At 72.4% G+C, this 26,258-nt stretch carries 21 protein-coding genes; 12 read left to right on the top strand and 9 right to left on the bottom strand.

Annotation, left to right across the window (positions count from 1 at the left end; translation table 11 throughout):
- Positions 1 to 197: 197 nt before the first annotated feature.
- Positions 198 to 2,096 carry an ABC transporter ATP-binding protein gene (locus tag IO20_RS0104050; protein WP_031126840.1) on the bottom strand — a complete coding sequence of 633 codons (1,899 nt, stop codon included), beginning with the start codon at positions 2,094 to 2,096 and terminating at the stop codon, positions 198 to 200.
- Positions 2,097 to 2,184: 88 nt separating this feature from the next.
- Here IO20_RS0104050 and IO20_RS0104055 point away from each other — a divergent pair, with 88 nt between their 5' ends.
- From IO20_RS0104055 to IO20_RS0104065, 3 genes are all read left to right on the top strand, one after another.
- On the top strand, positions 2,185 to 2,646 hold the full coding sequence (locus IO20_RS0104055; RefSeq protein WP_030206833.1) for a MarR family winged helix-turn-helix transcriptional regulator: 462 nt from the start codon (positions 2,185 to 2,187) through the stop codon (positions 2,644 to 2,646).
- A gap of 39 nt (positions 2,647 to 2,685) precedes the next feature.
- Positions 2,686 to 5,610, top strand: coding sequence for an FAD-binding and (Fe-S)-binding domain-containing protein (locus IO20_RS0104060; RefSeq protein WP_030546035.1), 2,925 nt, complete (start codon positions 2,686 to 2,688; stop codon positions 5,608 to 5,610).
- A gap of 165 nt (positions 5,611 to 5,775) precedes the next feature.
- Positions 5,776 to 7,158: a Gfo/Idh/MocA family protein gene (locus IO20_RS0104065; RefSeq protein WP_030546033.1), complete on the top strand. Its 1,383-nt coding sequence runs from the start codon at positions 5,776 to 5,778 to the stop codon at positions 7,156 to 7,158.
- A 36-nt stretch (positions 7,159 to 7,194) separates the two neighbouring features.
- On the opposite strand, the gene IO20_RS0104070 is transcribed toward IO20_RS0104065, so the two are convergent.
- Positions 7,195 to 8,802 (bottom strand): peptide-N4-asparagine amidase, encoded by a 1,608-nt coding sequence (locus IO20_RS0104070; RefSeq protein ID WP_030546031.1) that lies wholly within the window; start codon positions 8,800 to 8,802, stop codon positions 7,195 to 7,197.
- Positions 8,803 to 9,004: 202 nt separating this feature from the next.
- On the opposite strand from IO20_RS0104070, the gene IO20_RS0104075 reads away from it, so the two are divergent.
- On the top strand, positions 9,005 to 10,813 hold the full coding sequence (locus IO20_RS0104075) for an ABC transporter transmembrane domain-containing protein (RefSeq protein WP_030546029.1): 1,809 nt from the start codon (positions 9,005 to 9,007) through the stop codon (positions 10,811 to 10,813).
- Positions 10,810 to 12,591, top strand: a complete 1,782-nt coding sequence (locus tag IO20_RS0104080) for an ABC transporter ATP-binding protein (protein ID WP_030546027.1) — start codon at positions 10,810 to 10,812, stop codon at positions 12,589 to 12,591. The genes IO20_RS0104075 and IO20_RS0104080 overlap by 4 nt, the downstream gene beginning before the upstream one ends.
- 102 nt (positions 12,592 to 12,693) lie before the next feature.
- Here IO20_RS0104080 and IO20_RS0104085 read toward each other — a convergent pair whose 3' ends face one another.
- Complete coding sequence (locus IO20_RS0104085) at positions 12,694 to 13,401, bottom strand: NAD(P)-dependent oxidoreductase (RefSeq protein ID WP_030546025.1); 708 nt, start codon at positions 13,399 to 13,401, stop codon at positions 12,694 to 12,696.
- A gap of 135 nt (positions 13,402 to 13,536) precedes the next feature.
- Here IO20_RS0104085 and IO20_RS0104090 point away from each other — a divergent pair, with 135 nt between their 5' ends.
- Positions 13,537 to 14,286 carry a TetR/AcrR family transcriptional regulator gene (locus tag IO20_RS0104090; RefSeq protein WP_030546023.1) on the top strand — a complete coding sequence of 250 codons (750 nt, stop codon included), beginning with the start codon at positions 13,537 to 13,539 and terminating at the stop codon, positions 14,284 to 14,286.
- Here the strand turns inward: IO20_RS0104090 and IO20_RS0104095 are convergent.
- Entirely contained in the window at positions 14,283 to 15,074 is a 792-nt protein-coding gene (locus IO20_RS0104095) for a metal-dependent hydrolase (protein WP_030546021.1), read from the bottom strand. The two genes, IO20_RS0104090 and IO20_RS0104095, sit on opposite strands and share 4 nt — an antisense overlap.
- A gap of 70 nt (positions 15,075 to 15,144) precedes the next feature.
- On the opposite strand from IO20_RS0104095, the gene IO20_RS0104100 reads away from it, so the two are divergent.
- Together IO20_RS0104100 and IO20_RS0104105 are read left to right on the top strand one after the other, a co-directional pair.
- A complete protein-coding gene (locus IO20_RS0104100; protein ID WP_078945819.1) occupies positions 15,145 to 17,718 on the top strand; it encodes a DEAD/DEAH box helicase in 2,574 nt (857 codons plus the stop codon).
- A gap of 19 nt (positions 17,719 to 17,737) precedes the next feature.
- Entirely contained in the window at positions 17,738 to 18,601 is an 864-nt protein-coding gene (locus IO20_RS0104105; protein WP_030206807.1) for an acyl-CoA thioesterase, read from the top strand.
- A gap of 9 nt (positions 18,602 to 18,610) precedes the next feature.
- Here the strand turns inward: IO20_RS0104105 and IO20_RS0104110 are convergent, their stop codons facing one another.
- Positions 18,611 to 19,681 carry an RNA ligase (ATP) gene (locus IO20_RS0104110; RefSeq protein ID WP_030546017.1) on the bottom strand — a complete coding sequence of 357 codons (1,071 nt, stop codon included), beginning with the start codon at positions 19,679 to 19,681 and terminating at the stop codon, positions 18,611 to 18,613.
- 121 nt (positions 19,682 to 19,802) lie between these two features.
- On the bottom strand, positions 19,803 to 20,030 hold the full coding sequence (locus IO20_RS0104115; RefSeq protein WP_030546015.1) for a DUF6011 domain-containing protein: 228 nt from the start codon (positions 20,028 to 20,030) through the stop codon (positions 19,803 to 19,805).
- A 36-nt stretch (positions 20,031 to 20,066) separates the two neighbouring features.
- Here IO20_RS0104115 and IO20_RS0104120 point away from each other — a divergent pair, with 36 nt between their 5' ends.
- Positions 20,067 to 20,549, top strand: a complete 483-nt coding sequence (locus tag IO20_RS0104120; protein ID WP_030546013.1) for a glutathione peroxidase — start codon at positions 20,067 to 20,069, stop codon at positions 20,547 to 20,549.
- Entirely contained in the window at positions 20,542 to 21,318 is a 777-nt protein-coding gene (locus tag IO20_RS0104125) for a putative protein N(5)-glutamine methyltransferase (RefSeq protein ID WP_030546012.1), read from the top strand. Before IO20_RS0104120 ends, IO20_RS0104125 begins: the two co-directional genes overlap by 8 nt.
- Positions 21,319 to 21,371: 53 nt before the next feature.
- On the opposite strand, the gene IO20_RS0104130 is transcribed toward IO20_RS0104125, so the two are convergent.
- Positions 21,372 to 22,748: a cytochrome P450 gene (locus tag IO20_RS0104130; RefSeq protein ID WP_030546010.1), complete on the bottom strand. Its 1,377-nt coding sequence runs from the start codon at positions 22,746 to 22,748 to the stop codon at positions 21,372 to 21,374.
- A gap of 152 nt (positions 22,749 to 22,900) precedes the next feature.
- Between IO20_RS0104130 and IO20_RS0104135 the strand changes: the two genes are divergently transcribed.
- Positions 22,901 to 23,368 carry a VOC family protein gene (locus IO20_RS0104135; RefSeq protein ID WP_030546008.1) on the top strand — a complete coding sequence of 156 codons (468 nt, stop codon included), beginning with the start codon at positions 22,901 to 22,903 and terminating at the stop codon, positions 23,366 to 23,368.
- Between the two features lie 7 nt (positions 23,369 to 23,375).
- Here the strand turns inward: IO20_RS0104135 and IO20_RS0104140 are convergent, their stop codons facing one another.
- A complete protein-coding gene (locus IO20_RS0104140) occupies positions 23,376 to 24,590 on the bottom strand; it encodes an acyl-CoA dehydrogenase family protein (protein ID WP_030546006.1) in 1,215 nt (404 codons plus the stop codon).
- A 162-nt stretch (positions 24,591 to 24,752) separates the two neighbouring features.
- On the opposite strand from IO20_RS0104140, the gene IO20_RS0104145 reads away from it, so the two are divergent.
- Positions 24,753 to 25,400 carry a TetR/AcrR family transcriptional regulator gene (locus tag IO20_RS0104145; RefSeq protein ID WP_030546004.1) on the top strand — a complete coding sequence of 216 codons (648 nt, stop codon included), beginning with the start codon at positions 24,753 to 24,755 and terminating at the stop codon, positions 25,398 to 25,400.
- 215 nt (positions 25,401 to 25,615) lie between these two features.
- Here IO20_RS0104145 and def read toward each other — a convergent pair whose 3' ends face one another.
- Positions 25,616 to 26,176 (bottom strand): peptide deformylase, encoded by a 561-nt coding sequence (def, locus tag IO20_RS0104150; protein ID WP_030206786.1) that lies wholly within the window; start codon positions 26,174 to 26,176, stop codon positions 25,616 to 25,618.
- Between the last annotated feature and the right edge of the window lie 82 nt (positions 26,177 to 26,258).

Raw genomic sequence — 26,258 nt, forward strand, 5'->3', positions numbered from 1 at the left:
ATCGTCAGACGAGCCATCCCAGGAAGTGGAGGACGCCGGCGAGCAGATCGGTGATGACGTTCATGGTGGTGCTTCTCCTCGTACAGGTACATCAGTGGGACTGCTGTGGGACCGCGCGGTCACGGTCTGCAGCCCGTCGATCGCGCACCGCAATCTTCTGACGCCGTCCGGGAGCGGGGCAACGATTCCGAGCACGATCACACGTTCTGGGGAACAACCGCTCCCACGTTCGCTTGTTCGGCGGAGGTGGAGCCATCGGCCGCGTCGGCCGCGGTGTCGGTCCCGGTCACGGCGCCGTGGGCGTCCCTACGGAGCAGGGCCGCGTACCGCCCGTCCCGGGCGAGCAGCTCCTCGTGCGTCCCGCGCTCGGCGATCCGCCCCGCGTCCAGGACGACGATCTGGTCGGCGTCGCGGACGGTGGAGAGCCGGTGGGCGATGGTGATGGTGGTGCGGCCCGCGGAGAGGGCGTCGATGGCCCGCTGCACCGCGAGTTCCGTACGGGTGTCCAGGGCACTGGTCGCCTCGTCGAGGATCAGGACGGGCGGGTCGCGCAGGATGGTGCGGGCGATGGCGAGGCGCTGCTTCTCGCCGCCCGAGAAGCGGTAGCCGCGCTCGCCGACGAGGGTGTCGTACCCCTCGGGGAGCGAGGCGATGTGCTCGTGGATCTGGGCGGCGCGCGCGGCGGCCTCGATCTCCTCGTCGGTGGCGTCCGGCTTGGCGAAGCGGAGGTTGTCGGCGACGGAGGCGTGGAAGAGGTACGTCTCCTGGGAGACGACGCCGACCGCGCGGGCCAGGGTGTCGAAGTCCAGGTCCCGTACGTCGACGCCGTCGAGGGTGACGCGACCGCCGGTGACGTCGTAGAGCCGCGGCACGAGGTAGCTGAGGGTCGACTTGCCGGAGCCGGTGGGCCCCACGACGGCCAGGCTGCCCCCGGCGGGGACGGCCAGATCGATGGCGTCGAGGGTCGGACGCCCGGCGCCCGGGGAGTCGTAACGGAACTCGACCTTCTCGAACGCGACCTCGCCGCGGACCTCGCGGAGGCGGACCGGCTCGGCGGGTTCGGTGATGTCCACCGGCAGGTCGAGGTACTCGAAGATGCGATGGAAGAGGGCGAGGGAGGTCTGTATCTGCACGCCGGTGGAGAGCAGGCTGACGGCCGGGCGGAACAGGCCCTGCTGCAGCGAGACGAAGGCGACGAGCGTTCCCAGCGAGATCTGGGCCCCGCCCGAGCCGAGCGCGATGCCGGCGGCCCAGTAGATCAGGGCGGGCATGGCGGCCATGACGATGCCGATGGTGGACATCCGCCACCGTCCGGCCATGGAGGAGCGCACTTCGAGATCGACGAGGCGCTCGGACTCCTCGGCGAAGGACTTGCTCAGCGAGTCGGCGCGGCCCATGGTGCGGCCCAGCAGGATGCCGCTGACCGAGAGGGACTCGGTGACGGTCGCGGCCATGGCGGCCATCTGCTTCTGCCGCTGGGTGGTGATCCGCTTGCGCTCGCGGCCCACGCGCCGGCTGATCCAGACGAAGACCGGCAGCAGGAGCAGCGAGACCAGCGTGAGGCGCCAGTCCAGGGCCAGCATGGCGACGACGGTCGCGATGACGGCGGTGAGGTTGGAGACGAGGGAGGTGGCCGTGGAGGTCACGGTCGCCTGCATACCGCCGATGTCGTTGGCGATGCGGGACTGGACCTCTCCGGTGCGGGTGCGCGTGAAGAAGGCGAGCGGCATCCGCTGGAGCTGCTCGTAGACCCCGGTGCGCAGGTCGTGCATGACGCGCTGCCCGACGGTGGTGGAGATGAGGGTCTGGAGCACGCCGAAGACGCCGGTCAGGACGGCGGTGGCGATCATGCCGAGGGCGAGCAGGCTGAGCAGCCCCGTACGGCCCTGCGGGATCGCGGTGTCCAGGATCTCCTTCAGGAGGAAGGGCGAGGCGACCGAGACGAGCGAGGCGGCGCCGACCAGCAGGCCGACGATCAGCAGGCGCGCGCGGTAAGGGCGGAAGAGCCGCAGGATGCGCCGCAGCTGCGCGGGCTCCTGGGGCCGGCCCGAGGCGCGGGGCGGGGGCGTCCAGTCGGACTGGTCGTGGGGGCGCATGGGCTCCTTCGAGGGTTCGGGGTCGGAGAAGACCCTAGCTCATCGTTACCTATACTCACAATGAACATGGTCCTGATATTGTTCCCGTATGACCACCTCCGACCCGCTGACCAGGACCGACGCCGACGGGCTCCTCGCCGAGCAGCTCCTCCGGCTCACCCGGCGCCTGCACCGCATCCAGAAGCGCCACCTGGAGCCGGTCGGCATCACCCCCGCCCAGTCCAGGCTGCTCCGCACGGTCGCGCACTTCGGGGAGCCACCCCGGATGGCCGATCTCGCTGCCCGGCTCGAAGTGGTCCCGCGCGCCGTGACCAGTCTCGTCGACGGTCTGGAGGCCGTCGACCGGGTGCGCCGGGTGCCCGATCCGAGCAACCGGCGGGTCGTGCGGATCGAGCTCACCGACGCGGGCCGCGCCACGCTCCGCGAGCTGCGCAGCGCGCGCCGGGCCGCCGCAGAGGACATCCTTGCTCCATTGACCGCCGCACAGCGCGAGGTGCTCGGAGGTCTGCTGACCGCCCTGGTCGACCCCGGCCCGGAGGGCGGCTGCTGACCCCTCGGGCACGGGGCCGCGCCGAAGGGGAGCCGTGCCATGCCGCTGTTCGAGCCGAACCCGCAGGCCCTTCGTCCCGGTACGAAGCGGAGTCCGGCCCCGGACCGCGTCCCGTCGCTCCACGCCAAGGGCACGCCACGACTGCTGCGCGAGGAGCTGACCGAGCTGCTCGGCGCGGAGAAGGTCCTGTGGAAGATCTCCGACCTGGTGCGGTACGCCTCGGACGCCAGCCCGTACCGCTTCGTCCCGCAGGTCGTCGTGGTCGCCGAGGACATCGACGACATCTCCACGATCCTGTCGTACGCCCACGGCAAGGGCCGCGAGGTGGTCTTCCGGGCCGCCGGGACCAGCCTCAACGGCCAGGCCCAGGGCGAGGACATCCTGGTCGACGTGCGCCGCCACTGGGCGGGCGTGGAGGTCCTCGACGGCGGCGCCCGCGCCAGGATCCGCCCCGGCACCACCGTCGTACGGGCCAATGCCGCGCTCGCCCCGCACGGGCGGGTCCTCGGGCCCGACCCGGCCAGTGCCATCGCCTGCACGATCGGCGGGGTCGTCGCCAACAACGCCTCGGGCATGACGGCCGGGACGACCCGGAACTCGTACCGGACCGTCTCGTCGCTCACCTTCGTGCTGCCGAGCGGGACCGTGGTCGACACGGCCGACCCGGACGCCGACGCGGAGCTGGCGCGCGCCGAGCCGCGGCTCTGCGCGGAACTGCTCGCGCTCAAGGCCGAGATCGAGGCGGACCCCGAGCTGACGGCCCGGATCAGGGCCAAGTACGCCATCAAGAACACCAACGGCTACCGGCTCGACGCCTTCCTCGACGGCGACACCCCGGTGCGGATCCTGCGGGGCCTCATGGTCGGTTCCGAGGGCACGTTCGGCTTCATCTCCGAGGTCGTCTTCGACACGCTTCCGCTGGACCGCGCGGTGTCGACGGCGCTGCTCTTCTTCCCCTCGCTGCCGGCGGCGGCCGCCGCCGTGCCCCGGTTCACCGAGGCCGGGGCCCTGGCCGTCGAGCTGATGGACGGCAACACGCTGCGGGCCTCGGTGAGCGTGGCGGGCGTCCCCGCCGACTGGGCGGAACTGCCCAGGGAGACGGCGGCGCTCCTCGTGGAGTTCCGGGCGCCGGACGCGGCGGCCCTCGACGCGTACGAGCGGGCGGCGGGCGAGGTGCTCGCCGGGCTCGACCTGGTGGCCCCTGTGGCCTCCGTGGCGAACGCGTTCACCCGCGACCCGGGGCGGATCTCCGGCTACTGGAAGGCCCGCAAGGCCTTCGTGACGGCCGTCGGCGGCTCACGCCCCTCCGGCACGACCCTGATCACCGAGGACTTCGCGGTGCCGCCGTCCCGGCTCGCGGAGGCCTGCGCGGCGCTCCTCGACCTCCAGGCCCGGCACGGTTTCGACGCGGCCGTCGCGGGTCACGCGGCCCACGGCAACCTCCACTTCCTGCTCGCCTTCGACGCGGCCGACCCCTCCGACGTCGAGCGGTACGCGGGCTTCATGGCCGAGTTCTGCAAGCTGACCGTGGAGCGCTTCGACGGATCCCTGAAGGCGGAGCACGCCACCGGCCGCAACATCGCGCCCTTCCTCGAACTGGAGTGGGGCACGAAGGCGACGGACCTGATGTGGCGGATCAAGGAGGCCGTCGACCCCGACGGGGTCCTGGCCCCGAGGATCGTCCTGGACCGCGACCCGCACGCCCATCTGCGCGGCCTCAAGACGATCCCGTCCGTGGAGCGGATCGCCGATCCGTGCATCGAGTGCGGCTTCTGCGAACCGACCTGCCCCAGTCACGACCTGACGACCACTCCGCGCCAGCGGATCGTGCTGCGCCGCGAGATGATGCGCCAGGCCGACGGGTCCCCGGTCGAGACCCGACTCCTGGAGTCGTACGGCTACGACGCCGTCGACACGTGCGCGGGGGACTCCACCTGCAAGCTGGCCTGCCCGGTCGGCATCGACACGGGCGCCCTGATGAAGGAGTTCCGGCACGAGCGGCACTCGCCGCGCGAGGAGCGGATCGCCGCCCTGGCCGCGAAGGACTTCCGCGCGGTGGAGGCCTCCGCGCGGCTCGCCGTCGCCGCGGCGGACCGGATCGGCGACCGGGTCCTCGCGTCGGTGACGGGCCTGGCGCGCCGGGCGGTCAGCACCGACCTCGTGCCGGAGTGGCTGCCGGAGCTCCCGGGCGCGGCGGCGCGGCGGCTGCCCCGCACCCACCGTCCCGCGGCGGTCGCCGTCTACTACCCGGCCTGTGTGAACCGGATCTTCGGCGACCCGGACGGGGACCGGGGGCCCTCGCTGCCGGAGGCGGTGGTCGCGGTGTCCGCGCGGGCGGGGAGGCCGGTGTGGATCCCGGACGACGTGGCGGGTACGTGCTGCGCGACGATCTGGCACTCCAAGGGGTACGAGCGGGGCAACGAGGTGATGGCGAACCGGATCGTCGAGGCGGCCTGGGGGTGGACGGCGGGCGGGACGCTGCCGCTGGTGGTGGACGCCTCGTCGTGCACGCTCGGCATCGCGCGGGAGGTGGTGCCGTACCTGACGGAGGACAACCGGGCGCTGCACGCGGAGCTGACCGTGCTCGACTCCCTGGTGTGGGCGGCGGACGAGTTGCTCCCCCGGCTCGACGTGCGCCGCCGGGTGGGCTCGGCCGTGGTGCATCCGACGTGTTCGATGCGACACCTGGGCGACGAGGAGAAACTGACGGAACTCGCCCGGGCCTGTGCGGAGGAGGTCGTCGTCCCCGCCGACGCGGGCTGCTGCGCCTTCGCGGGCGACCGGGGCATGCTGCATCCGGAGCTGACGGCCGCGGCGACCGCCCGTGAGGCGGCCGAGGTGACGGCGCGGCCCTTCGACGCGCACCTCTCGGCGAACCGGATGTGCGAGATCGGCATGGACCGGGCGACGGGCCGCGGATACGGCTCGGTGCTCCTGGCCCTGGAGCGCGCGACACGCCCCTGACCGCCCGTCAGTGCCACGCGTCCGGACGGCCCTTCACCCCGAGCGGTGAGGGGCCCTTCGTATGTTCGGGTGACGGCGGGTGTTCCGTGCCGCTCGGCGCGAGAGCCGGAACAGTAATGTCCGATCATCCGTCGGGACGGCCGTGCACGCGGCCCGGGAGGTTCCATGAACGAGCAGACGCCGCACGCCCCGAGCCGCCGCCAGGTCCTCGGAACCGCCGCCGCCGGGGCGGTCCTGGGAGTCGGCGCCGTCGGCGTCCCGCCCGCGCAGGCCGCCGGGCCCGGGACCGCACCGCGCCGGCAAGGGTCGACCATGGCCGGGGTCCCCTTCGAGCGCCGCTCCACGGTCCGGGTCGGCGTCGTCGGCTTCGGCAACCGGGGCAGCGGCATGATCGCCCACTTCCTCGCGCACCCCTGGGTCCGGGTGACCGCCGTCTGCGACCCGGTACGCGCCAAGGCCGAGCGGGCGGCCGCGAAGGTCGTCGCCGCCGGCCGGCCCGCCCCCGCCGTGTACGCGAACGGCGAGGACGACTACGCGAACCTCTGCGCCCGTTCGGACGTCGACCTCGTGTACGTGGCCACCCCCTGGGACAGCCACTTCGCCATCGCCCGCGCGGCGCTCCTGAACGGCAAGCACGTCGGTGTGGAGTGTCCGGTCGCGATGCGGCTCGACGAGCTGTGGGAACTCGTCGACCTGTCGGAGCGGACCCGCCGGCACTGCATGCAGCTGGAGAACTGCTGTTACGGCCGGAACGAGATGCGGGTGCTGCGGATGGCGCACGCCGGCAAGTTCGGCCGTCTCCTGCACGGCGCGGGGGCGTACAACCACGACCTGCGCGGCCTGATGTTCTCCCCCACGTACTACGAGGGCCCCTGGCGCCGGCTCTGGCACACCCGGCTGAAGGGCGACCTCTACCCGAACCACGGCATCGGCCCGGTCGCGAACTACCTGGACGTCAACCGGGGCGACCGGGTGGTGAGCATCAGCAGCTTCGGCACTCCGGCGCTCGGTCTCGCCGAGTACCGCGAGGAGAACGTGCCGGCCGGCGACCCGAGCTGGAAGGAGTCGTACGTCGCGAGCGACCGGACCGTCAGTCTGCTCCAGACGGCCCTGGGCCGGGTGATCCGCCTGGAGCACGACGTCTCGACCCCGCACCCGTACAGCCGGATCAACAGCCTGGGCGGTACGCGGGGGGTCTTCGAGGACTATCCGGCCCGGATCTACCTGGAGCCGGACCACAAGGACGACGAGTGGGGCGACTTCTCGGCGTACGCGGCCGAGTTCGACCACTGGCTCTGGAAGGAGCACGCCAACCCGCCGGGCGGCCACGGCGGCATGGACTACCTGATGGTCTACCGCCTGATGCAGTGCATGCGCCTCGGCCTGCCGCCGGACTTCGACGTGTACGACGCCGCCACGTGGACGGCGCCGCTGCCACTGAGCCACGCCTCGATCAAGGCCGGGGGCGTGCCGCAGGAGGTCCCCGACTTCACCCGCGGCGAGTGGCGGCGGGCCCGCCCGGGCGTGGACTCGGTGAAGCCCGCGTGAGGGCGCGGTGCCCGGCGGGGCCGGGCACCGCCGAGCTCAGCAGCGCCGCAGGTCCTCGGTGAGCGTGCCCTGGACGGTGGTCAGGCCGCGGTCGTAGCAGCCTGCGGAGCCGTACAGCCGGTAGCGCTCGTGCGTGGTGCCGACCGCGTGCCGCTGGTCGCGCGGGACGCCGGTGGTGTACGTGGCGTCCCCGGTGTACGTGTCGTCGAGCCGCGACCAGGACAGGCGCCGCCCGTCGCGGACCACGCTCGTGTCGGCGCGGTCCCCGAGGGTGAGGACCGTGCGCAGCCGGTCGCCCGCGCCGACGGTCGTCTCCCCGTCCATGGTGTACGTCCGGTCGGTGCGGGTGGCGGTCCCGCCGGTGGTGACGGTCTCCCGGTCGGTCCAGCGCGCGGTGAGCGCGTCCGGGTTCTCCCCCTCGCCCCATCGGTGGGTGGAGGTGTGGGCGACGCTCCGGGTGACGGTGGTGTCGACGCGGCCGTGCGAGGTGTTCAGGTGGCCGGCGACGGTGAGCCGGTGGCCGGCCTCCGTGTCCAGGCGGTGGGGGGAAGCGGCGCTGTAGACCGAGGAGTTGCGCGGGGCGGTCTCCTCGTGGCGGTCGAGGCCGCCGGTGACGACCCGGCTGCCCTCGTCCTGCCAGAGCAGCACGTTGGTGGGGACGGACCAGCCCGCCTGCCCGGCCGGTACCCCGGCGACCGTGACGTCGACGCGGTGGGCGCGGCCGTCGTTGAGGAGGGCGGCGAAGGGCGTCAGGTCGTAGACGACCGGCTGGACGTCGAAGGCGCGCGGTGCGGGCGTGACGTACCAGAGGAAGGGGTTGGACCAGCCGCCGGTCCAGACCGTGGGGAAGGGGGCGGCGATGCCCGCGAGGCGTCCGTCGACGGAGACGCGCACCTCCCGGTGCGGGCCTTCGGGCGCCCGGCAGGAGTAGGGGGCGGCGTCGGGGACGGAGAGGTACCAGTACTCCTCGCAGCCGCCGCCGGAGCCGGTGGCGTACACCTCGGCGAGGACGCGTTCGGTGTTGCGCGGGGTGGTGAGGGTGGCTCCGTTGAGCGGGAGGACCCGGTCGGGCGTTCCGGCGGCCGGCTTCACACGGCCCTCGGCGGTGTGGAAGGTGAGGGTGACGCGGACGTCGAGGACGCCGGTGTACGTCTCGTTCACGACATTGCCGATGAGCATCTCGACGGGCCCCGGGCGGCTGAGGACGTCCCGGTAGCGGGTGACGTCCTTCTCGACGGACCAGGTGATGCCGTCGGGCGAGGGCTGGGGCGTGGAGGTGCGGAAGATCTCCACGCCGCCGAGGGTGAGGTGGCCGAGGCGGTCGTACTGGCGGCCCTTCACGTTGCCATCGAGGCGCAGGACGACCTTGTTCCAGCGGGTGCCGCACTCTTTCGGCGGAACGTAACTCCCCTGGTAGGGGGTGAAGTCCCGGAACTGGGCGGCGGCGAGGGTCACCTCGCAGCTGCGGGTGCCGGGGGTGTCGACGGGCGGGGCGGCGGTGACCGGGTCGTGCCAGTCGCTGGTGAACTCGGCGGGGGGCGTCGGGCCGTTCGGGCCGTCGGCGGCGGCCGGCTGGGCGGTGAGGAGGGCTCCGGCGGCGAGCACCAGACCGCTGAGCATGCTCATGATCTTGAGTGATCTCATGAGGCGGAAGTGAAGCGTGGTCAGCGCCGTGCGTCCAGAAGACGATGAGCGGACATGGCGCGATCTGTTCCGTCTTGGGGAAAATCGATTGCCCCCCGGCGGGGAAAAAGCGAACCTTGCACGGTTTCCCGCAGCCGGGCACGACCGATCGAACACGTCCGGCATTCTTCCCCCCAGACAGACCCGGAGACCCTGGGACGCCATGCAGATTCGAGATCTTCCCCACGCCGACCCAGGGGTACCCGATGTCCGCTCGGGCACCCGGTTCCTCGTCTGGCTCGGCCGTCAACAGCTCGGCGGTCAGGTGAGGTCCACGCTCTGGGGACTCCTGCACCACCTCGGCATCGCCGGTCTCCCGTTCGGTGTCGGCCTCGCCGTGCAGTCCGTCGTGGACCGCGACGGCGGGCGGCTCGCTCTCGCCGGTGCGCTGCTCGCGCTCTGCGGGGCCGCCATCGCGGTCGGCGACGTGATGCTGCACCGCACCGCCGTCACCAACTGGATCACGGCCAGTGCCCGGGTCCAGCAGCTCCTCTCCCGCAAGACCGCCGAACTGGGCTCCGTCCTGACCCGGCGGGTCGCCGCGGGCGAGGTCGTCGCCGTCTCCACCGGCGACGTCGAGAAGATCGGCTGGTTCGTCGAGGCCCTCTCCCGGTTCCTCGCGGGCGCCGTCGTGCTGGTCGTCATCTGCGCCGGCCTCCTCTTCTACGAGCCCTCCCTGGGCGTCGTGGTGGCCGTCGGCATCCCCGTCCTCGCCCTGTCCGTGCTGCCGCTCCTCCCCCGCGCGACGCGCCGGGCGGACATCCAGCGCGAGAAGGCGGGCAAGGCCACCGAGCTGGCCTCCGACACCGTCGCCGGGCTCCGCGTGCTGCGCGGCATCGGCGGCGAGGACCTGTTCCTCGGCCGCTACCGGGCCGCCTCCCAGGAGGTCCGCGAGGCCGCCGTGCGCAGCGCGCGGATGTGGGCGCTGATCTCGGCGACCCAGGTCGTGCTGCCCGGCATCCTGCTCATCGTCGTGGTGGCGTACGGGACGCGGCTCGCGTCCGAGGGGCGGATCACGGTCGGCGCACTCGTCACCGTGTACAGCGCCGTCGCCCTCACGTACCACCCGCTGCGCAACTTCGAGGAGATCGCCATGGCCTTCTCCTTCTCCCGGCCGTCCGCGAAACGGGCCGCCCGGGTCCTCGCCCTGGCCCGTACGACCACCACGACCGCCGCGCGGGACGAGGACCGCAAGGCGACCGGTGACCTGTACGACCCGCTCACGGGGCTGCGCGCCCCGGCGGGCCTCCTCACCGCCGTCGTCTGCGGCGACCCGGACGTGGCCGGACGGCTCGCGGACCGGCTCGGCGGACACCCGGCCGAACCCGACGAACGGCACACCTCGGTCCTGCTCGGCGGGGTCCCGCTCGACGAACTGCCGCTCGCCACCGCCCGTACGGTCGTCCTCGTCCAGGACAAGGACCCGGTGCTGCTGTCGGGCACCCTCAGAGAACTCCTCGACGTGCCCTCGTCGGGAGCGGTCCTGCCCGAGGACGCCCTCGCCGCCGCCCAGTGCGGCGACGTCCTCGACGCCCTCGCGCAGGCCTCCGTGGACACCGAAGGGGACCCGATGCGCACCCGGATCACCGAGCGGGGCCGGTCGCTCTCCGGCGGCCAGCGGCAGCGGCTGGCGCTCGCCCGGTCCCTGGTGACCGACCCGGAGGTGCTCGTCCTGGACGAGCCGACCTCGGCGGTCGACTCGCACACCGAGTCACGGGTGGCCGACGGGATCGCCCGGCTGCGCGCGGGCGGGACCACCGTGGTCCTCGCCTCCTCGCCGCTGCTCCTGGACCGCGCCGACCGGGTCGTCCTGGTCGACGACGGCCAGGCGGTCGCCGTCGGCACCCACCGCGAGCTGCTCGCGCGGGAGCCCCGCTACCGCGCGGTCGTCACCCGCGAGACCGAAGAGGAGATCGCCGAGGCGGTCCACCGCCCCGACGGCATCGAAGCACTGGAAGGGGAAACGGCATGATCGGCCTGGCGCCACCGGAGTACGACCCGGCGGCCCCGACGACGGCGACGACGCTGCCCGTCGCCGCGACCGCGACCGTCCGCACCTACGTCCGCGAGCTGCTGCGCCGTCACCGCCGGGCCTTCGCGCTCCTCATCGGGGTGAACGCGGTCGCCGTGATCGCCTCGATGGCCGGCCCGTACCTGCTCGGTTCGGTGGTGGACGCGCTCGCCTCGGGAGCCCGCGAACTGCATCTGGAGCGCACGGTCGCGCTGTTCGCGGTCGCGCTGCTCGTCCAGACGTTCTTCGTACGGCTCGTCCGGCTGCGCGGGGCGATGCTCGGCGAGGAGATGCTGGCCGACCTCCGGGAGGACTTCCTCGTCCGCGCGGTCGGCCTGCCGCCCGGCGTGCTCGAACGGGCCGGCACCGGCGACCTGCTGTCCCGGATCACCACCGACGTCGACCGGCTCTCCAACGCGATGCGCGAGGCCGTCCCCCAGCTGGCCATCGGCGTCGTGTGGGCGGGGCTGCTGCTCGGCGGCCTCGCGGTGACCTCGCCGCCGCTCGCGCTGGCCGCGCTGCTCGCGGCGCCGCTGCTCGTCGTGGGCGGCCGCTGGTACTTCAAGCGGGCGCCCTCGGCGTACCGCTCGGAGTCCGCGGGGTACGCGGCGGTGGCCGCCGCCCTCGCCGAGACGGTCGACGCGGGCCGCACGGTCGAGGCGCACCGCCTCGGCGACCGCCGGATCGCCCTGTCGAACCGGCGCATCACCGAGTGGGTCGCGTGGGAGCGGTACACCCTCTTCCTGCGTTCGGTGCTCTTCCCCGTCGTCAACGTCACCCACATGACGGTGCTCTGTTCCGTGCTCCTGCTCGGCGGGGTGTTCGTGCTGCAGGGCTGGATCGACGTGGGCCAGCTGACGACGGGCGCCCTGCTCGCGCAGATGCTGGTGGACCCGATCGGGCTGGTGCTCCGCTGGTACGACGAACTCCAGGTCGCGCAGGTGTCCCTGGCGCGGCTCGTCGGCGTCCGGGACATCGAGCCGGACGCGGGCGACAAGGAGGTACGGCCGGAGGGCCGGGCCGTCCGGGCCGACGAGGTCCGCTTCGGCTACCGCGAGGGCGTCGACGTGCTGCACGAGGTGTCCCTGACGGTGGCCCCCGGCACCCGGATCGCGCTGGTGGGCCCGTCGGGCGCGGGCAAGTCCACCCTCGGCCGGCTGCTCGCGGGGATCTACGCCCCGCGGACCGGCTCGGTCACGCTCGGCGCCGCCGAGCTGGCCCGGATGCCGGCCGAGCGGGTCAGGGAGCACGTGGCCCTGGTCAACCAGGAGCACCACGTCTTCGTGGGCACGCTCCGGGACAATCTGCTGCTGGCCAGGACGGGGGCGTCGGACACCGAGCTGTGGGCCGCGCTCACGGCGGTGGACGCGGAGGTCTGGGCGCGCGGTCTCGACGAGGGCCTGGACACCGAGGTCGGCTCGGGAGGCAGGTCCCTGTCCCCCGCGCAGGCGCAGCAGATCGCCCTCGCCCGCCTCGTCCTCGCGGACCCGCACACGCTGGTCCTCGACGAGGCGACCTCGCTGCTCGACCCGCGGGCGGCCCGGCACCTGGAGCGCTCCCTCGGCCGCGTCCTGGACGGCCGCACGGTCGTGGCCATCGCGCACCGGCTGCACACCGCGCACGACGCCGATCTGATCGCGGTGGTCGAGTCGGGCCGGATCAGCGAACTCGGCAGCCACACGGAACTGGTCGCGGCGAATGGGGCGTACGCGGCGCTGTGGCGGTCCTGGCACGGCTGACCGACAGGGCGGGGCTGTCGTTCGACGGCCCCGCCCTGTCCGGCTGTCGTTGAACCACCTTGCCCGGCCCGGCCGTCGCTCGACGGCCCCCGCCGGCCCGGCTCAGTAGCCGACCGTGAAGCGGCGCTGGACGAAGCGGGGCAGCTCCGCCTCGTCGATCAGTGCCACGGCCGCGTCCTCCGCCGAGACGCGGCTGCGCCCCTCGGCGTCCCTGACCGGCTGGTCCTCGCCGATGCGGAAGCGGCCGGTGCGCTCCCCGGGCGTGATGTCCTCGGCGGGGCTGAAGTAGGTCCACCGCCGGTTCGAGGTGCGCAGCACGTTCAGGGCGTCGCGGTGGCCGCGTACCGCCGCCGCGTAGGCACGGGGAAGACCGACGCCGTCGAGGGTGGCGTGGAGCCGTTCCTCCGCGTCGGCGAGCACCACCCCGGGCTCGACCTCCAGGCTGCCGGCGCCGCCGATGACGATCAGCCGCGTCCTGGGGTGGCTCTCCAGCGCCTTGAGCAGGGCCCGCGCCGCGGTGGCGTACACGCCGGCGTCGGCGATGGAGCGCCGCACGGTGTCCGCCAGGTCCCGGGCCGCGTTTCCGGGCTGGAAGGCGCTGATCAGGACGTCCAGTCCGGGCAGGGCGGCGGCGATGGACGCGGGGTCGAGGACGTCGAGGTTCGCCCAGGTGATGTTCGCGCGGCCCTCCCGCGCCGCCGCCTCGCCGGCGTCGCGGCTGAAGGCGTCGATGAGGTGCCCGCGCGCCAGGCCCTCCGCGACGACGCGGCTGCCGATGGTGCCGGTGGCTCCGATGACTCCGATGCGCATGGCTCTCCCCCTGTGATCACTGCTGCGACACGTGAGCGCGACATCACGAGAGTGACGCCGTGAGAAAACTATACGCCGTGAAGTGCACGGCGTGCAGTTTCCGTACGCCAGGCAGCTGAGCGGTAGGGTTCACGGATGACCGGGACATCGGAAGCACGCACAACGCCGCCGGCCGGCCGGGGACGCCGCGAGCGGCTACGGGCCGAGACGACGGCCGAGATCAAGGACACCGCCCTGCGGCTGATGGCCTCGGGCGGGCCCGACGCGATCACCCTGCGGGCCATCGCCCGCGAGATGGGCATGACGGCCAACGCCATCTACGGCTACTTCGCCACCCGTGACGACCTGGTCACCACACTCATCGACGACGTCTACTCCGCGCTCGCCGACGACGTGGACGCGGCCTGGGCAAAGGCCCCCGCCGGAGACCCCGCCGCCCGCGTCCTGGCCTGGGCCCGCGCCTTCCGCGCCTGGGCCCTGGCCAACCCCGAGGGCTTCCGGCTGGTCTACGGCGACCCCGTCCCCGGCTACCGCGCCCCCGACGGCGGCCCCGCGCCCGACGCCGCCCGCCGGGTGTGCACCGGGCTCACCGCGCTCGCGGCGGCCGCCTGGCCGCACGCCGAGGCCCTCTACCGGGACTCCGCGTTCACCTGGTCCGACTTCGACGCCGGGCTGCTCGACAAGGTGCGCCCGGCCTTCCCCGAGCTGCCGCCCGCCGCCGTCGCGCTCGCGCTGCGCATCTGGGGGCACCTGCACGGCCTGGTGGCCCTGGAGGTGTACGGCCATCTCGGGCGCCAGACGGCGAGCCCGGACAAGCTCTTCCAGGAGGAACTGGCCCAGCTGGTGAGGACGCTGGGCGTCCCCCTCCCCCGTACGGGTTCCTAGAGGAAGCCGAGCGCCGACGCCCCGCCCACTCCCCCGAGGAGCATGAAGGCGGGCATCAGAACCTTCAGTTCGACCCAGCTGCCGGCGCGGAAGCGCATGACCTTCGGCGGGCCGATCGGGTACCAGCGCTTGCGGCCGACCGGGATGGGCCACAGGATCGGGCAGCCCGAGACGGTCAGGGCGTCCCCGATGTCGTGGACGAGGGCGCCCAGCACGATGGGCAGGCCGAGCCACAGGTACTCCTGGCCGGGGCCGGTGAAGAACCAGTCCGAGCCGTTGCCCGGCTTGTCGAGCACGCCCGCCAGGATCCAGGCGCTGGTCGCGCCGAGCAGCCACACCAGGACGTCGCTGGACATCCGGGCGGCCCGCCACAGCAGGCCTTCCACGGCGAGCACCAGATGAACGAAGAGGATGGCGAGGACCGCCCAGCGGCCGCCGGTGACCGCCGCGACGGAGGCGCCGCCGCCGGTCAGGACCGCCCAGAGCCAGGTGTGGGTGAGGGTCCGGTGGCCGCCGGACCTGCGCGGGTCGGCGGAGGAACGCGTCGCCTTGTAGACCGCGTACGACAGCTTGTCGACGATCTCGCACAGGCCCTTGGAGAGCGGTCCGAAGGCCCGCGAGATGGTCGCGGACTTGTGGTCGAGGTCGGGGGCGAGGGCCGCGCCCGCGCAAATGAGCGCGCCGACGAGGAGAACCGGCCACGGCATCGGCCGGTCGTAGGCCGCAGCGACCGCTCCGACCCCCAGCCAGGCCGAGGCTCCGGACAGCGAGTGCGCCGGTCCCATCATGGTTGACCCGCCCCGTTTCTCCCCTGCCGGCGCTCAGTTGACGCACGGTCGACGGACGAGCCTATCGTTCGTGATCTTCATTCCGGTGGCCGGTTCCCTCATCCGAGCGGAATCCAGGCAAGATGGGGGCGTGACCCTTATCGATCAGCTGCCGCCGACCGCCGACCCCGACGCCCTCTTCGAGGCCTTCTCCTCCTGGGCCGAGGACCGGGGCATCACGCTCTACCCGGCCCAGGAAGAGGCGCTGATCGAGGTCGTCTCCGGGGCCAACGTGATCTTGTCCACACCCACCGGCTCCGGAAAGTCGCTGGTCGCGGCCGGGGCGCACTTCACCGCGCTCGCGAACGACCAGGTGACCTTCTACACGGCGCCGATCAAGGCGCTGGTGTCGGAGAAGTTCTTCGACCTGTGCAAGCTCTTCGGCACCGAGAACGTCGGCATGCTGACCGGCGACGCCTCCGTGAACGCGGACGCGCCGATCATCTGCTGCACGGCGGAGGTGCTGGCCTCGATCGCGCTGCGGGACGGCAAGTACGCGGACATCGGCCAGGTCGTGATGGACGAGTTCCACTTCTACGCCGAGCAGGACCGCGGCTGGGCCTGGCAGATCCCGCTCCTGGAACTCCCCCAGGCGCAGTTCGTGCTCATGTCCGCGACGCTCGGCGACATGTCGATGTTCGAGAAGGACCTGACCCGGCGCACGGGCCGGCCGACCTCGGTGGTCCGCTCGGCGACCCGGCCGGTGCCGCTCTCGTACGAGTACCGGCTCACGCCCATCACGGACACCCTCACCGAGCTGCTCGAGACCAAGCAGGCGCCGGTCTACATCGTGCACTTCACGCAGGCGCAGGCCGTCGAGCGCGCGCAGTCGCTGATGAGCATCAACATGTGCACGCGCGAGGAGAAGGACAAGATCGCCGAGCTGATCGGCAACTTCCGCTTCACCACCAAATTCGGCCAGAACCTCTCGCGTTACGTCCGCCACGGCATCGGCGTGCACCACGCGGGCATGCTGCCGAAGTACCGGCGGCTCGTCGAGAAGCTCGCCCAGGCGGGCCTCCTGAAGGTGATCTGCGGGACGGACACCCTCGGCGTCGGCGTGAACGTGCCGATCCGCACCGTGCTCTTCACGGCCCTGACCAAGTACGACGGCACCCGGGTGCGCACCCTGCGCGCCCGTGAGTTCCACCAGATCGCGGGCCGGGCCGGCCGGGCCGGCTTCGACACGGCCGGTTACGTGGTCGCCCAGGCCCCCGAGCACGTCATCGAGAACGAGAAGGCGCTCGCCAAGGCCGGCGACGACCCGAAGAAGCGCCGCAAGGTGGTCCGCAAGAAGGCCCCCGAGGGCTTCGTCGCCTGGAGCGACACCACCTTCGAGAAGCTGATCGCCGCCGAGCCCGAGCCGCTGACCTCCCGCTTCAAGGTCACCAACATCATGCTCCTCTCGGTGATCGCCCGGCCGGGCAACGCCTTCGAGGCGATGCGCAAGCTCCTGGAGGACAACCACGAGCCGCGCAAGGCCCAGCTGCGACACATCCGGCGCGCCATCGCGATCTACCGCTCGCTGCTGGACGGCGGGGTGGTGGAGCAGCTCTCCGAGCCGGACGCCGAAGGCCGCACGATCCGGCTGACGGTCGACCTCCAGCAGGACTTCGCGCTCAACCAGCCGCTGTCGACGTTCGCGCTCGCCGCCTTCGACCTGCTCGACCCGGAGTCCCCCTCGTACGCCCTGGACATGGTGTCCGTCCTGGAGTCGACGCTCGACGACCCCCGCCAGATCCTCCACGCCATGCAGAACAAGGCGCGCGGCGAGGCGGTCGGGCAGATGAAGGCGGACGGCGTCGAGTACGAGGAGCGGATGGAGCGGCTCCAGGACATCTCGTACCCGAAGCCGCTGGAGGAGCTCCTCTGGCACGCGTACAACGTCTACCGGAAGTCGCACCCGTGGGTCGGCGACCACCCGGTGTCGCCGAAGTCGGTCATCCGTGACATGTACGAACGGGCCCTGACCTTCACCGAGTTCACCTCCTGGTACGAGCTGGCGCGGACCGAGGGCATCGTCCTGCGCTACCTCGCGAGCGCGTACAAGGCGCTCGACCACACCATCCCGGACGACCTGAAGACCGAGGACCTGGAGGACCTGATCGCCTGGCTGGGCGAGATGGTGCGCCAGGTGGACTCCTCGCTGCTCGACGAGTGGGAGCAGCTGGCCAACCCCGAGGTGCAGACGGCCGAGGAGGCCCAGGAGAAGGCCGACCAGGTCAAGCCGGTCACGGCCAACGCCCGCGCCTTCCGGGTCCTGGTGCGCAACGCGATGTTCCGCCGGGTGGAGCTGGCCGCGCTCGACAACGTGGCCGCGCTCGGCGAGCTCGACGCCGAGTCCGGCTGGGACGCGGACGCCTGGGGCGAGGCGATGGACGCGTACTGGGACGAGTACGACGACCTCGGTACGGGCCCGGACGCGCGCGGCCCGAAGCTGCTCGCCATCGAGGAGGACGCGGCGCACGGCCTGTGGCGCGTCCGGCAGACCTTCGCCGACCCGAACGGCGACCATGACTGGGGCATCGGCGCGGAGGTGGATCTCGCGGCCTCCGACGAGGAGGGCCGCGCGGTCGTCCGTGTCACGTCCGTCGGACAGCTGTAGAGGAGAGTTCAGTCCCGTGGTGACGAATCCCGCCGAGAGGCTCGTGGATCTGCTCGACCTGGAGCAGATCGAGATCAACATCTTCCGTGGGCGCAGCCCGCAGGAGTCGCTGCAACGGGTCTTCGGCGGGCAGGTCGCCGGGCAGGCCCTGGTGGCGGCCGGCCGCACCACCGAGGGCGACCGGCCGGTGCACTCGCTGCACGCCTACTTCCTGCGGCCGGGGCGGCCGGGCGTGCCGATCGTGTACCAGGTGGAGCGGGTGCGGGACGGACGCTCGTTCACGACCCGCCGGGTCACGGCGATCCAGGAGGGGCGGACGATCTTCAATCTGACGGCCTCCTTCCACCGGCCGGAGGAAGGCGCGTTCGAGCACCAGCTGCCGCCGAGGCACCTGACCGACCCGGAGACCCTGCCGAACCTCGCGGACGAGATCCGCCAGCACCTGGGCGCGCTGCCGGAGGCCCTGGAGCGGATGGCCCGCCGGCAGCCGTTCGACATCCGGTACGTGGACCGGCTGCGCTGGACCAAGGAGGAGATCACCGACGCGGACCCGCGCAGCGCGGTGTGGATGCGGGCCGTCGGCCCGCTGGGCGACGACCCGCTGGTCCACACCTGCGCCCTGACGTACGCCTCGGACATGACGCTCCTGGACGCGGTCCGCATCCCGGTCGAGCCGCTCTGGGGCCCGCGCGGCTTCGACATGGCGTCGCTGGACCACGCGATGTGGTTCCACCGGCCGTTCCGCGCGGACGAGTGGTTCCTGTACGACCAGGAGTCCCCGATCGCCACGGGCGGCCGGGGCCTGGCCCGGGGCAGGATCTACGACCGCGAGGGCCGGCTCCTGGTGTCGGTGGTCCAGGAGGGCCTGTTCAGGAAGCTGTGACCCTCCCGGTCACTCGTACTCGGTGCCGCCCTTGCGGGTCAGATAGGCCGGGCTGACCGCCTTGGCGATGGCCCGGCCGCCGACGACCGGGCTGTACCGCTCGGTCGCGGGCCTGATGACGACGCCCTCCCGCAGGTGCGTCTGGCGGCCGGACACGGTCTCGCGGCCGCTCGCGTGCGCGAGGACGGTGTCCAGGTCGTACGGGCCGGCGTACAAGCGCGGGACGAGCGGTACCTCGCCGGGTTCCAGGACCTCGGCCGGGTCCAGCCAGTGGATCTGACCGTCGATGTCGGCCGACACGTCGAACAGGGCGTACCCGACCGTCTCGCTCCGGCCGTCGGCGCCGTACGCGAGGTCCTGCACCCCGGCGCCGTACACCTCGCCGAAGAGCCCGACGCGCCGGGCGCCGAGCCGCTTCGCGAGCCGCTCGGCGACGGCGGGCAGTCCGTGGCCGTGGACGGCGCGCCAGTACAGGTTGCGCGGGTCCTCCTTGAGGGCGAGGCCCTTGGCCCCGTACCCCTTGGAGGAGACCTGCGCGCGCCCGTCCTCGGCATGCAGGGTCAGCAGGCAGGCCGTGCCGTGGAGCTTCTCCGTCAGGACGACGGGCTCGCCGGGCTCGAAGATGCCGGGATAGCGCTGGAGGTTCTCGATGTCGACCCAGGGCAGCAGGTCGGGGGCGGACTCGACGTCGCCGTCCATGGTCGTGGGGACCGGCGGTGCCCACTTGGTGATGCCCAGGGCCTCCGCGAAGTCGGTGCCGTCGGCCGCCGCCTGTATCAGGTCGGTGTCCGCGAGGGCGCCGGGCCGGCACACGATCCCCTGCGACAACTCCCCGCGCAGCCGCACCGCCTTGACCCGGTCCGATCCCTTCCCGGCGAGCCGCCCGGTCAGCCCGAGCTCGTCGACGAGCGCGGCGGGCAGCACCGCCTGCTCGGGGATGTACACGGCGGCGTCGCCGGTCCGATAGGCACCCTTGGCGACGACGGCCCGGTACAGCCCGACCTGGGCGAGTTCCAGGGCGTCGGCGTTGGGATGCGGATGGACGGTCAGGACTTCGGCGGTGACGCGCAGGGTCGACATGTTCAGGACTCCGGTCGCTCGGGTTTCGCTCTCATCGCGGAACACCTTGCCGGGCGGGAAACCCGTGGGCCAGCGGTTTTGACGGCTGGTAGCGTCGTGCGGTTCGCTCCGGCCGATCGCCTCACTCCGCCGGCGCGTCCAGACCCGGCAGGGTGTCCTGGTCCACCTCGTGGCGGCGGGTGCGGATGTCGGGGGCCGGGGGGTGGAGTTTGGCGTCGCACGTCGGGCCGAGGCCTGTGCGTCGCGAGTCCGCGCCGGTCAGGGGGCGGCCGCAGAGTCGGCAGCGCACCCGACGCGGTCCTTCCTCCGGGGCGGAAACGATCGCGATTGCCAGTGGTTCGTCTCCCATGCTGTGATCAAACCCTATTTCCACGAGGAGCAGTCCATGAGCCTGTACGACATTCCGCTGAAGACACTGACCGGCGACCCGGTCTCCCTCGCCGACTACCGGGACCGCCCCGTCCTGGTCGTGAACGTGGCCTCCAAGTGCGGTCTGACCCCGCAGTACGCGGGTCTGGAGCGGCTGCAGAAGGAGTACGGGGACCGCGGCTTCACCGTGCTCGGCGTGCCCTGCAACCAGTTCGCGGGCCAGGAGCCCGGCAGCGCCGAGGAGATCCAGACCTTCTGTTCGACCTCGTACGGGGTGTCCTTCCCGCTCCTGGAGAAGACGGACGTCAACGGCGAGGCCCGCCACCCGCTCTACGCGGAGCTGGTGAAGGTCGCCGACGCCGACGGGGAGGCCGGCGACGTCCAGTGGAACTTCGAGAAGTTCCTCATCGGCCGCGACGGCCGGGTGACCCGCTTCCGTCCGCGCACCGAGCCCGACGCCCCCGAGATCATCGCGGAGATCGAGGCGCAGCTTGTCTGACGCGAGCGTCATCGAACGGCTGCGGGCCGCCGGGTGCGTCTTCGCCGAGGAGGAGGCGGAGATGCTGCTCGCCGCGGCGAGCGGAGCCGCCGAGCTCGACCTCATGGTCGAGCGGCGGGCCGCGGGACTGCCCCTGGAGCACATCGTGGGCTGGGCCGAGTTCGACGGGCTGCGGATCGAGGTCGACGGCGGGGTGTTCGTGCCCCGGCGGCGTACGGAGTTCCTGGTCGGGCACGCGGTGGAGCTGGCCCGGCCGGGCGCCGTCTGCGTCGATCTGTGCTGCGGTTCCGGCGCGGCGGGCGCGGTGCTGCGCGAACGGGTCCGTGGCGCGGAGGTGCACGCCTCGGACATCGAGCCGGCGGCGGTGCGCTGCGCCCGGCGGAACGTCGAGCCGCGCGGCGGCCGGGTGTACGAGGGCGACCTGTTCGCGCCGCTCCCGGCGGAGCTGCGGGGCCGGGTCGAGATCCTCGTCGCGAACGTGCCCTACGTGCCGACCGAGGAGATCGGGCTGCTGCCGCCCGAGGCACGGGACCACGAGCCGCACGTCACGCTCGACGGCGGCCCGGACGGTCTCGACGTGCTGCGGCGGGTCGCCGCCGAGGCGCCGGAGTGGCTGGCACCGGGCGGGCACCTCCTCGTGGAGACGAGCGAACGGCAGGCCGAACTGGCCGCTGAGACCGTCAGGAAGGTCTCGGGCGATCTGCTGGTCCCCGAGGTGATCACCTCGGAGGAGTGGTGGGCGACGGTCGTGGTCGCGACCCGGCGTTAGGACCTGACCCGAAGGACAGGCGCTCACGCCTGGGCCGGTGTCCCGGGGGCGCCCTACTCCGTCGTCGTCCTGGGCTTGAGGCGGCAGCGGGCCGGGCCCTCCGCCTGGAGGGTGATCGCGGCCGTGACGGGGACCTCGGTGTCCACGGCCTCGAAGCCGTACCGCTGGAGGAACATCGCCAGGGCGATCACCGACTCCAGCATCGAGAAGTGCTGGCCTATGCAGGCGCGCGGGCCGCCGCCGAAGGGGAACCAGGCGTACCGGGGGCGGGCGGCCTCCGCCTCGGGCGTGAAGCGGTCCGGGTCGAAGCGCTCCGCGTCCTCCCAGTAGTCCGGGTGGCGGTGGGTGACCCAGGGGGCGACGATGACGTCCGAGCCCGCCGGGATGGTGACGCCGCCGATCTCGGTGGCGGCGACGGCACGGCGGCCGATGGCCGCGGCGGCCGGGAAGAGCCGCATGGCCTCCTTGAGGACCTGGGTGACGTACGGCAGCGCGTCGAGGTCGGCGGCCCCGGGGGTACGGCCGGCGAGGACCCGGTCGACCTCCTCGTGGGCGCGCTTCTGCGCCTCCGGGTGGAGGGCGAGGAGGTGCAGGGCGAAGCCGAGGGAGCTGGCGGTCGTCTCGTGGCCGGCGAGCAGGAACACGAGGACCTGCTCGCGGAGTTCGGTCGCGTCGAAGCTGTCGCCCTCCGCGCTCTCGGTCTCGACGAGGAGGCTGAGCAGGTCCTGCCCGTCGCCGGGGGCCGCCCCGGAGCCGCGGCGTTCGGCGATGATGCGGTCGCAGACCTCGTACAGCGCCCGGTGGACGGCGGCGGCCTTGCGGTTGCCCGGGGTGGGCCACTCGCGGGGGACGTTGACCGGGGAGAAGCCGCGGCGCAGCACGTAGGCGCCGAGTTCGGGGAAGCTGCGCTCGACGATCTCGACGGCGGCGTCGACGTCCGTGCCGAAGAGGATGCGGGCGACGGCCCGCATGGCGAAGCGGGTCATCTCCTGGAGGACGTCGACGGAGTCGCCGCCGTCCTGCCACTCGCCGAGGAGGGTGGTGACCTCGGCGGCGACGGCCGAGGCGTAGGAGTCGACACGGCGGCGGGTGAAGAGGGGCTGGACGAGCCGGCGCTGACGGAGGTAGTCGTCGTCCTGGCTCGTGAGGAGTCCGTTGCCGAAGGACTCGCGCAGCTCCCGGTAGAACCGGTTGTCCTTGCGGAAGTTGGCGGATTCCCCGGCGAGGACCTGCTGTGCGCCCTCGGCGGAGAAGACGCCGTAGACGACGGCGCGCATGCCGGGCGGTCCCGCGGTGATCCGTACGACGTCGCCGTGCTCGCGCTGGGCCCTCAGGAAGGTGCCCAGGGAGTCGTTCTTGAGGTCGAACATGGAGCCGAGCAGCGGAAGTCCCGCGAGTTCGGGCGCTTCGGTACCGGTGGTGATGGCCATGAACGGTTCCCCCTCGATCGTCACCTGCGGAGTGATTGTCCCCCAGGACGTGACCCACGGGTAGTAACCGCCGAACACCCGTCTGAATCGAGCCGGTTGGCCTGATGTCGCCGCGCCCCGTCGTTGTCGGTGGCGTCTGGGAGGCTCGTCCCATGGAGCGACCCGAGCTGACCCTTCAACTGACGATCGACTGCGCCGACCCCCAGCGCCTGGTGCCCTTCTGGCTGGAGGCCCTGCGCTACGTTCCCGATCCGCCGCCCGGCGGACACCCCACGTGGCGGGCGTACTGGGAGGCGATCGGCGTCCCCGAGGAGGAGCTGGAGGAGGACGCCGGGGAGCTCCCGGAGTCCATCGTCGACCCGAGGGGCGTCGGCCCCCGGGTCTGGTTCCAGCGCGTCCCGGAGCCGAAGACCGTCAAGAACCGGGTGCACCTGGACCTCAAGGTCGGCGGCGGCCGCGAGGTCCCCCTCGCCCTCCGCCGCGAGCGGGTGGACGGCGAGGTGGCCCGGCTGACGGCGATCGGCGCCACGATCCTGTACGCGATGGACGAGCCGAACGGCATGGACTACTACGCGGTGGTCCTCCAGGACCCGGAGGGCAACGAGTTCTGCGTGGTGTGAGGGGCCGCTACTTCGCCAGCGCCCGGCTGATCACCATGCGCTGGATCTCGCTGGTGCCCTCGAAGATGGTGTAGATGGCGGCGTCGCGGTGCATGCGCTCCACCGGGTACTCGCGGGTGTAGCCGTTGCCGCCGAGGATCTGGATGGCCTGGGCGGTGACCTGCTTGGCGACCTCGCTGGCGTACAGCTTGGACATGGACCCCTCGGCCGCCGTGAACGGCTTGCCCGCCGTGGCCATCCAGGAGGCGCGCCAGACGAGGAGGCGGGCCGCGTCGATCTGGGTGGCCATGTCGGCGAGCTGGAAGGCGACGCCCTGGTTCTCGATGATCGGGCGGCCGAACTGGACGCGGGTCTTCGCGTAGTCGAGGGCCACCTCGTACGCGGCGCGGGCGGTGCCGACGGCCATGGCGCCGACCGCCGGGCGGGAGGCCTCGAAGGTGGCCATGGCCGCGTTCTTCACGCGCTCGCCGCCCGCCTTCGCCTTTTCCCGGGCGCGGGCGAGGCGCTCGTCCAGCTTCTCCTTGCCGCCGAGGAGGCAGTGGCCGGGGATCCGGACGTCCTCCAGGACGACCTCGGCGGTGTGGGAGGCGCGGATGCCGTGCTTCTGGAACTTCTGACCCTGGGAGAGGCCGTGCGTGTTCGGCGGGACGATGAAGGAGGCGTGGCCCTTGGACCCGAGTTCGGCGTCGACGACGGCGACGACGACGTGGACGTTGGCGATGCCGCCGTTGGTCGCCCAGGTCTTGGTGCCGTTGAGCACCCACTCGTCCTTGGCCTCGTCGTACACGGCCCGGGTGCGCATGGAGGCGACGTCCGAGCCGGCGTCGGGCTCGGAGGAGCAGAACGCGGCGAGCTTGACGTCGGTCGCGTCGCCGTACATCTGCGGGACCCAGGTGCCGATCTGCTCCTCGGTGCCGTTGGCGAGGACGCCGACGGCGGCGAGACCCGTGCCGACGATGGAGAGGGCGATGCCGGCGTCGCCCCAGAAGAGCTCCTCCATCGCCACCGGGATGCCGAGACCGGTGGGGTCGAAGAACTGCTGGGCGTAGAAGTCGAGGGAGTAGATGCCGATCTTGGCCGCTTCCTGGATGATCGGCCAGGGCGTCTCCTCACGCTCGTCCCATTCGGCGGCCGCGGGGCGCATGACGTCGGCGGCGAAACCGTGGAGCCAGTCGCGGACCTGCTTCTGGTCATCGTTGAGTTCGAGCGTGAACTCGCCCATGTGCCCTCCCAGCGGTAAGTTACTTGCGGTAACACCAGTCTGTTACCGGCTGGTACGGGCTGTCAACCAGCGGCGAAGCGGTTCGGGCCGACCAGCACCGGGCACCGGCCGGGTGTTACGTTGCGACAGCCTCACGGAATCGCACGGGCGGGGAGACACGCTATGGACATCGCACACCGGACCACCGACCGGCAGACGCCCGCCGAACAGCGGCGCCGCGAACTGCTGGAGGCGGCGGACCGGGTGGTGCTCCGGGACGGCCCCCAGGCTTCCATGAACGCGATCGCGGCCGAGGCCGGCATCACCAAGCCGATCCTCTACCGCCACTTCGGGGACAAGGGCGGCCTGTACCGCGCCCTCGCCATCCGGCACACGGACGCCCTCCTCTCCTCCCTGCGGGCCGCGCTCGACGCGCCCGCCGACCGGCGCCGCCGCGTCGAGGCCACCCTCGACACCTACCTCGCCTCGATCGAGGCGATGCCGCAGGTCTACCGCTTCCTCATGCACCCCGCGGAGGAACCGCACCAGACCGAGCAGGGCTTCGACGTCGGCCGCCACTCCGCGCCGCTGCTCCGCCGCATGGGCGAGGAGCTCGGCCAGGTCATCGCCGAGCGCGTCGACCTGGGCCCGTCCGCCGAGGCCCAGGCCCGGATCTGGGGCCACGGCATCGTCGGCATGATGCACGCGGCCGGCGACTGGTGGCTCGGCGAGCGCCCCTGCTCCCGCGAGGAACTCGTCCGCAGCCTGGCCGACCTGCTGTGGGGCCGGCTCGCGGAGGCCGACGACCGCCCCGACGGACCCGGCTTCTAGGGCCTGCCTTCCGGATCAGGCCGGATCAGGGAGCGGGCCTGGTGCGTGCGATCGCAAGGCGGAGGAGGGAGTCGACGCGGAGCGGTGGGGGTACCGCCCTGCTCGAGCGAAGCCGAGAGCTCGGGGGAGACCGACGACAACGCGGCGAGCGTGCGTGCCAGGCCCCGCGAGCCCGGCATGATCCGGAAGACAGTCCCTGGGAGCACGGGGCGCCGTTACGCCTCCAGCACCCCTGCCCCGCTCCCCCACGGCTCCTTGCGGACGGCCCGGATCAGACGTGACTTGCGCCACCCCGTGACCCGGTCCGCGTAGACCCCGCCCTCCAGGTGATCGGCCTCGTGCTGGAGGCAGCGGGCGAAGAACCCCGTGCCCTCCACGCGTATCGGAGTCCCGTCGATCCGTACGCCCTCGACCACGGCGCGGTCGTAACGGGGCGTCGGGGCTTCCAGGCCCGGCAGCGAGAGACAGCCCTCGGGGCCCCGGATCACGTCGCCGTCCGCCTCCACCAGGCGCGGGTTCACCACATGGCCCAGGTGACGGATCTCCTCGTCGTCGGGGCAGTCGTACACGAAGACACGCAGGCCCACGCCGACCTGGTTGGCCGCGAGGCCGACGCCGTTCGCCGCGTACATCGTGGCGAACATGTCCTCGACGAGCCGGGCCAGTTCGGGCCCGAAGTCGGTGACGGGCTCACAGGGGCTGTGCAGCACGGGGTCGCCGAGCAGAGTCATCGCTCGGACGAGGCCGGAACTGCCGGGGATGGGGCGGTTTCGCATGGCCGTAAGGGTACGGTCCGCCGTGACCTGGCTGTTTCCCGCGGCCGGCAGACGGTGCCGCTGTTCGGGCTCCTGGCCGGAT

It is taken from the genome of Streptomyces exfoliatus, assembly GCF_000725545.1.
Lineage (GTDB): Bacteria > Actinomycetota > Actinomycetes > Streptomycetales > Streptomycetaceae > Streptomyces > Streptomyces exfoliatus.

Excerpts from the sequence above, each read along its gene's own strand:
- IO20_RS0104050 (WP_031126840.1), bottom strand. The coding sequence starts at position 2,096 with ATGCGCCCCCACGACCAGTCCGACTGGACGCCCCCGCCCCGCGCCTCG.
- IO20_RS0104055 (WP_030206833.1), top strand. The coding sequence starts at position 2,185 with ATGACCACCTCCGACCCGCTGACCAGGACCGACGCCGACGGGCTCCTC.
- IO20_RS0104060 (WP_030546035.1), top strand. The coding sequence starts at position 2,686 with ATGCCGCTGTTCGAGCCGAACCCGCAGGCCCTTCGTCCCGGTACGAAG.
- IO20_RS0104065 (WP_030546033.1), top strand. The coding sequence starts at position 5,776 with ATGAACGAGCAGACGCCGCACGCCCCGAGCCGCCGCCAGGTCCTCGGA.
- IO20_RS0104070 (WP_030546031.1), bottom strand. The coding sequence starts at position 8,802 with ATGAGATCACTCAAGATCATGAGCATGCTCAGCGGTCTGGTGCTCGCC.
- IO20_RS0104075 (WP_030546029.1), top strand. The coding sequence starts at position 9,005 with ATGCAGATTCGAGATCTTCCCCACGCCGACCCAGGGGTACCCGATGTC.
- IO20_RS0104080 (WP_030546027.1), top strand. The coding sequence starts at position 10,810 with ATGATCGGCCTGGCGCCACCGGAGTACGACCCGGCGGCCCCGACGACG.
- IO20_RS0104085 (WP_030546025.1), bottom strand. The coding sequence starts at position 13,401 with ATGCGCATCGGAGTCATCGGAGCCACCGGCACCATCGGCAGCCGCGTC.
- IO20_RS0104090 (WP_030546023.1), top strand. The coding sequence starts at position 13,537 with ATGACCGGGACATCGGAAGCACGCACAACGCCGCCGGCCGGCCGGGGA.
- IO20_RS0104095 (WP_030546021.1), bottom strand. The coding sequence starts at position 15,074 with ATGATGGGACCGGCGCACTCGCTGTCCGGAGCCTCGGCCTGGCTGGGG.
- IO20_RS0104110 (WP_030546017.1), bottom strand. The coding sequence starts at position 19,681 with ATGTCGACCCTGCGCGTCACCGCCGAAGTCCTGACCGTCCATCCGCAT.
- IO20_RS0104115 (WP_030546015.1), bottom strand. The coding sequence starts at position 20,030 with ATGGGAGACGAACCACTGGCAATCGCGATCGTTTCCGCCCCGGAGGAA.
- IO20_RS0104120 (WP_030546013.1), top strand. The coding sequence starts at position 20,067 with ATGAGCCTGTACGACATTCCGCTGAAGACACTGACCGGCGACCCGGTC.
- IO20_RS0104130 (WP_030546010.1), bottom strand. The coding sequence starts at position 22,748 with ATGGCCATCACCACCGGTACCGAAGCGCCCGAACTCGCGGGACTTCCG.
- IO20_RS0104135 (WP_030546008.1), top strand. The coding sequence starts at position 22,901 with ATGGAGCGACCCGAGCTGACCCTTCAACTGACGATCGACTGCGCCGAC.
- IO20_RS0104140 (WP_030546006.1), bottom strand. The coding sequence starts at position 24,590 with ATGGGCGAGTTCACGCTCGAACTCAACGATGACCAGAAGCAGGTCCGC.
- IO20_RS0104145 (WP_030546004.1), top strand. The coding sequence starts at position 24,753 with ATGGACATCGCACACCGGACCACCGACCGGCAGACGCCCGCCGAACAG.
- def (WP_030206786.1), bottom strand. The coding sequence starts at position 26,176 with ATGCGAAACCGCCCCATCCCCGGCAGTTCCGGCCTCGTCCGAGCGATG.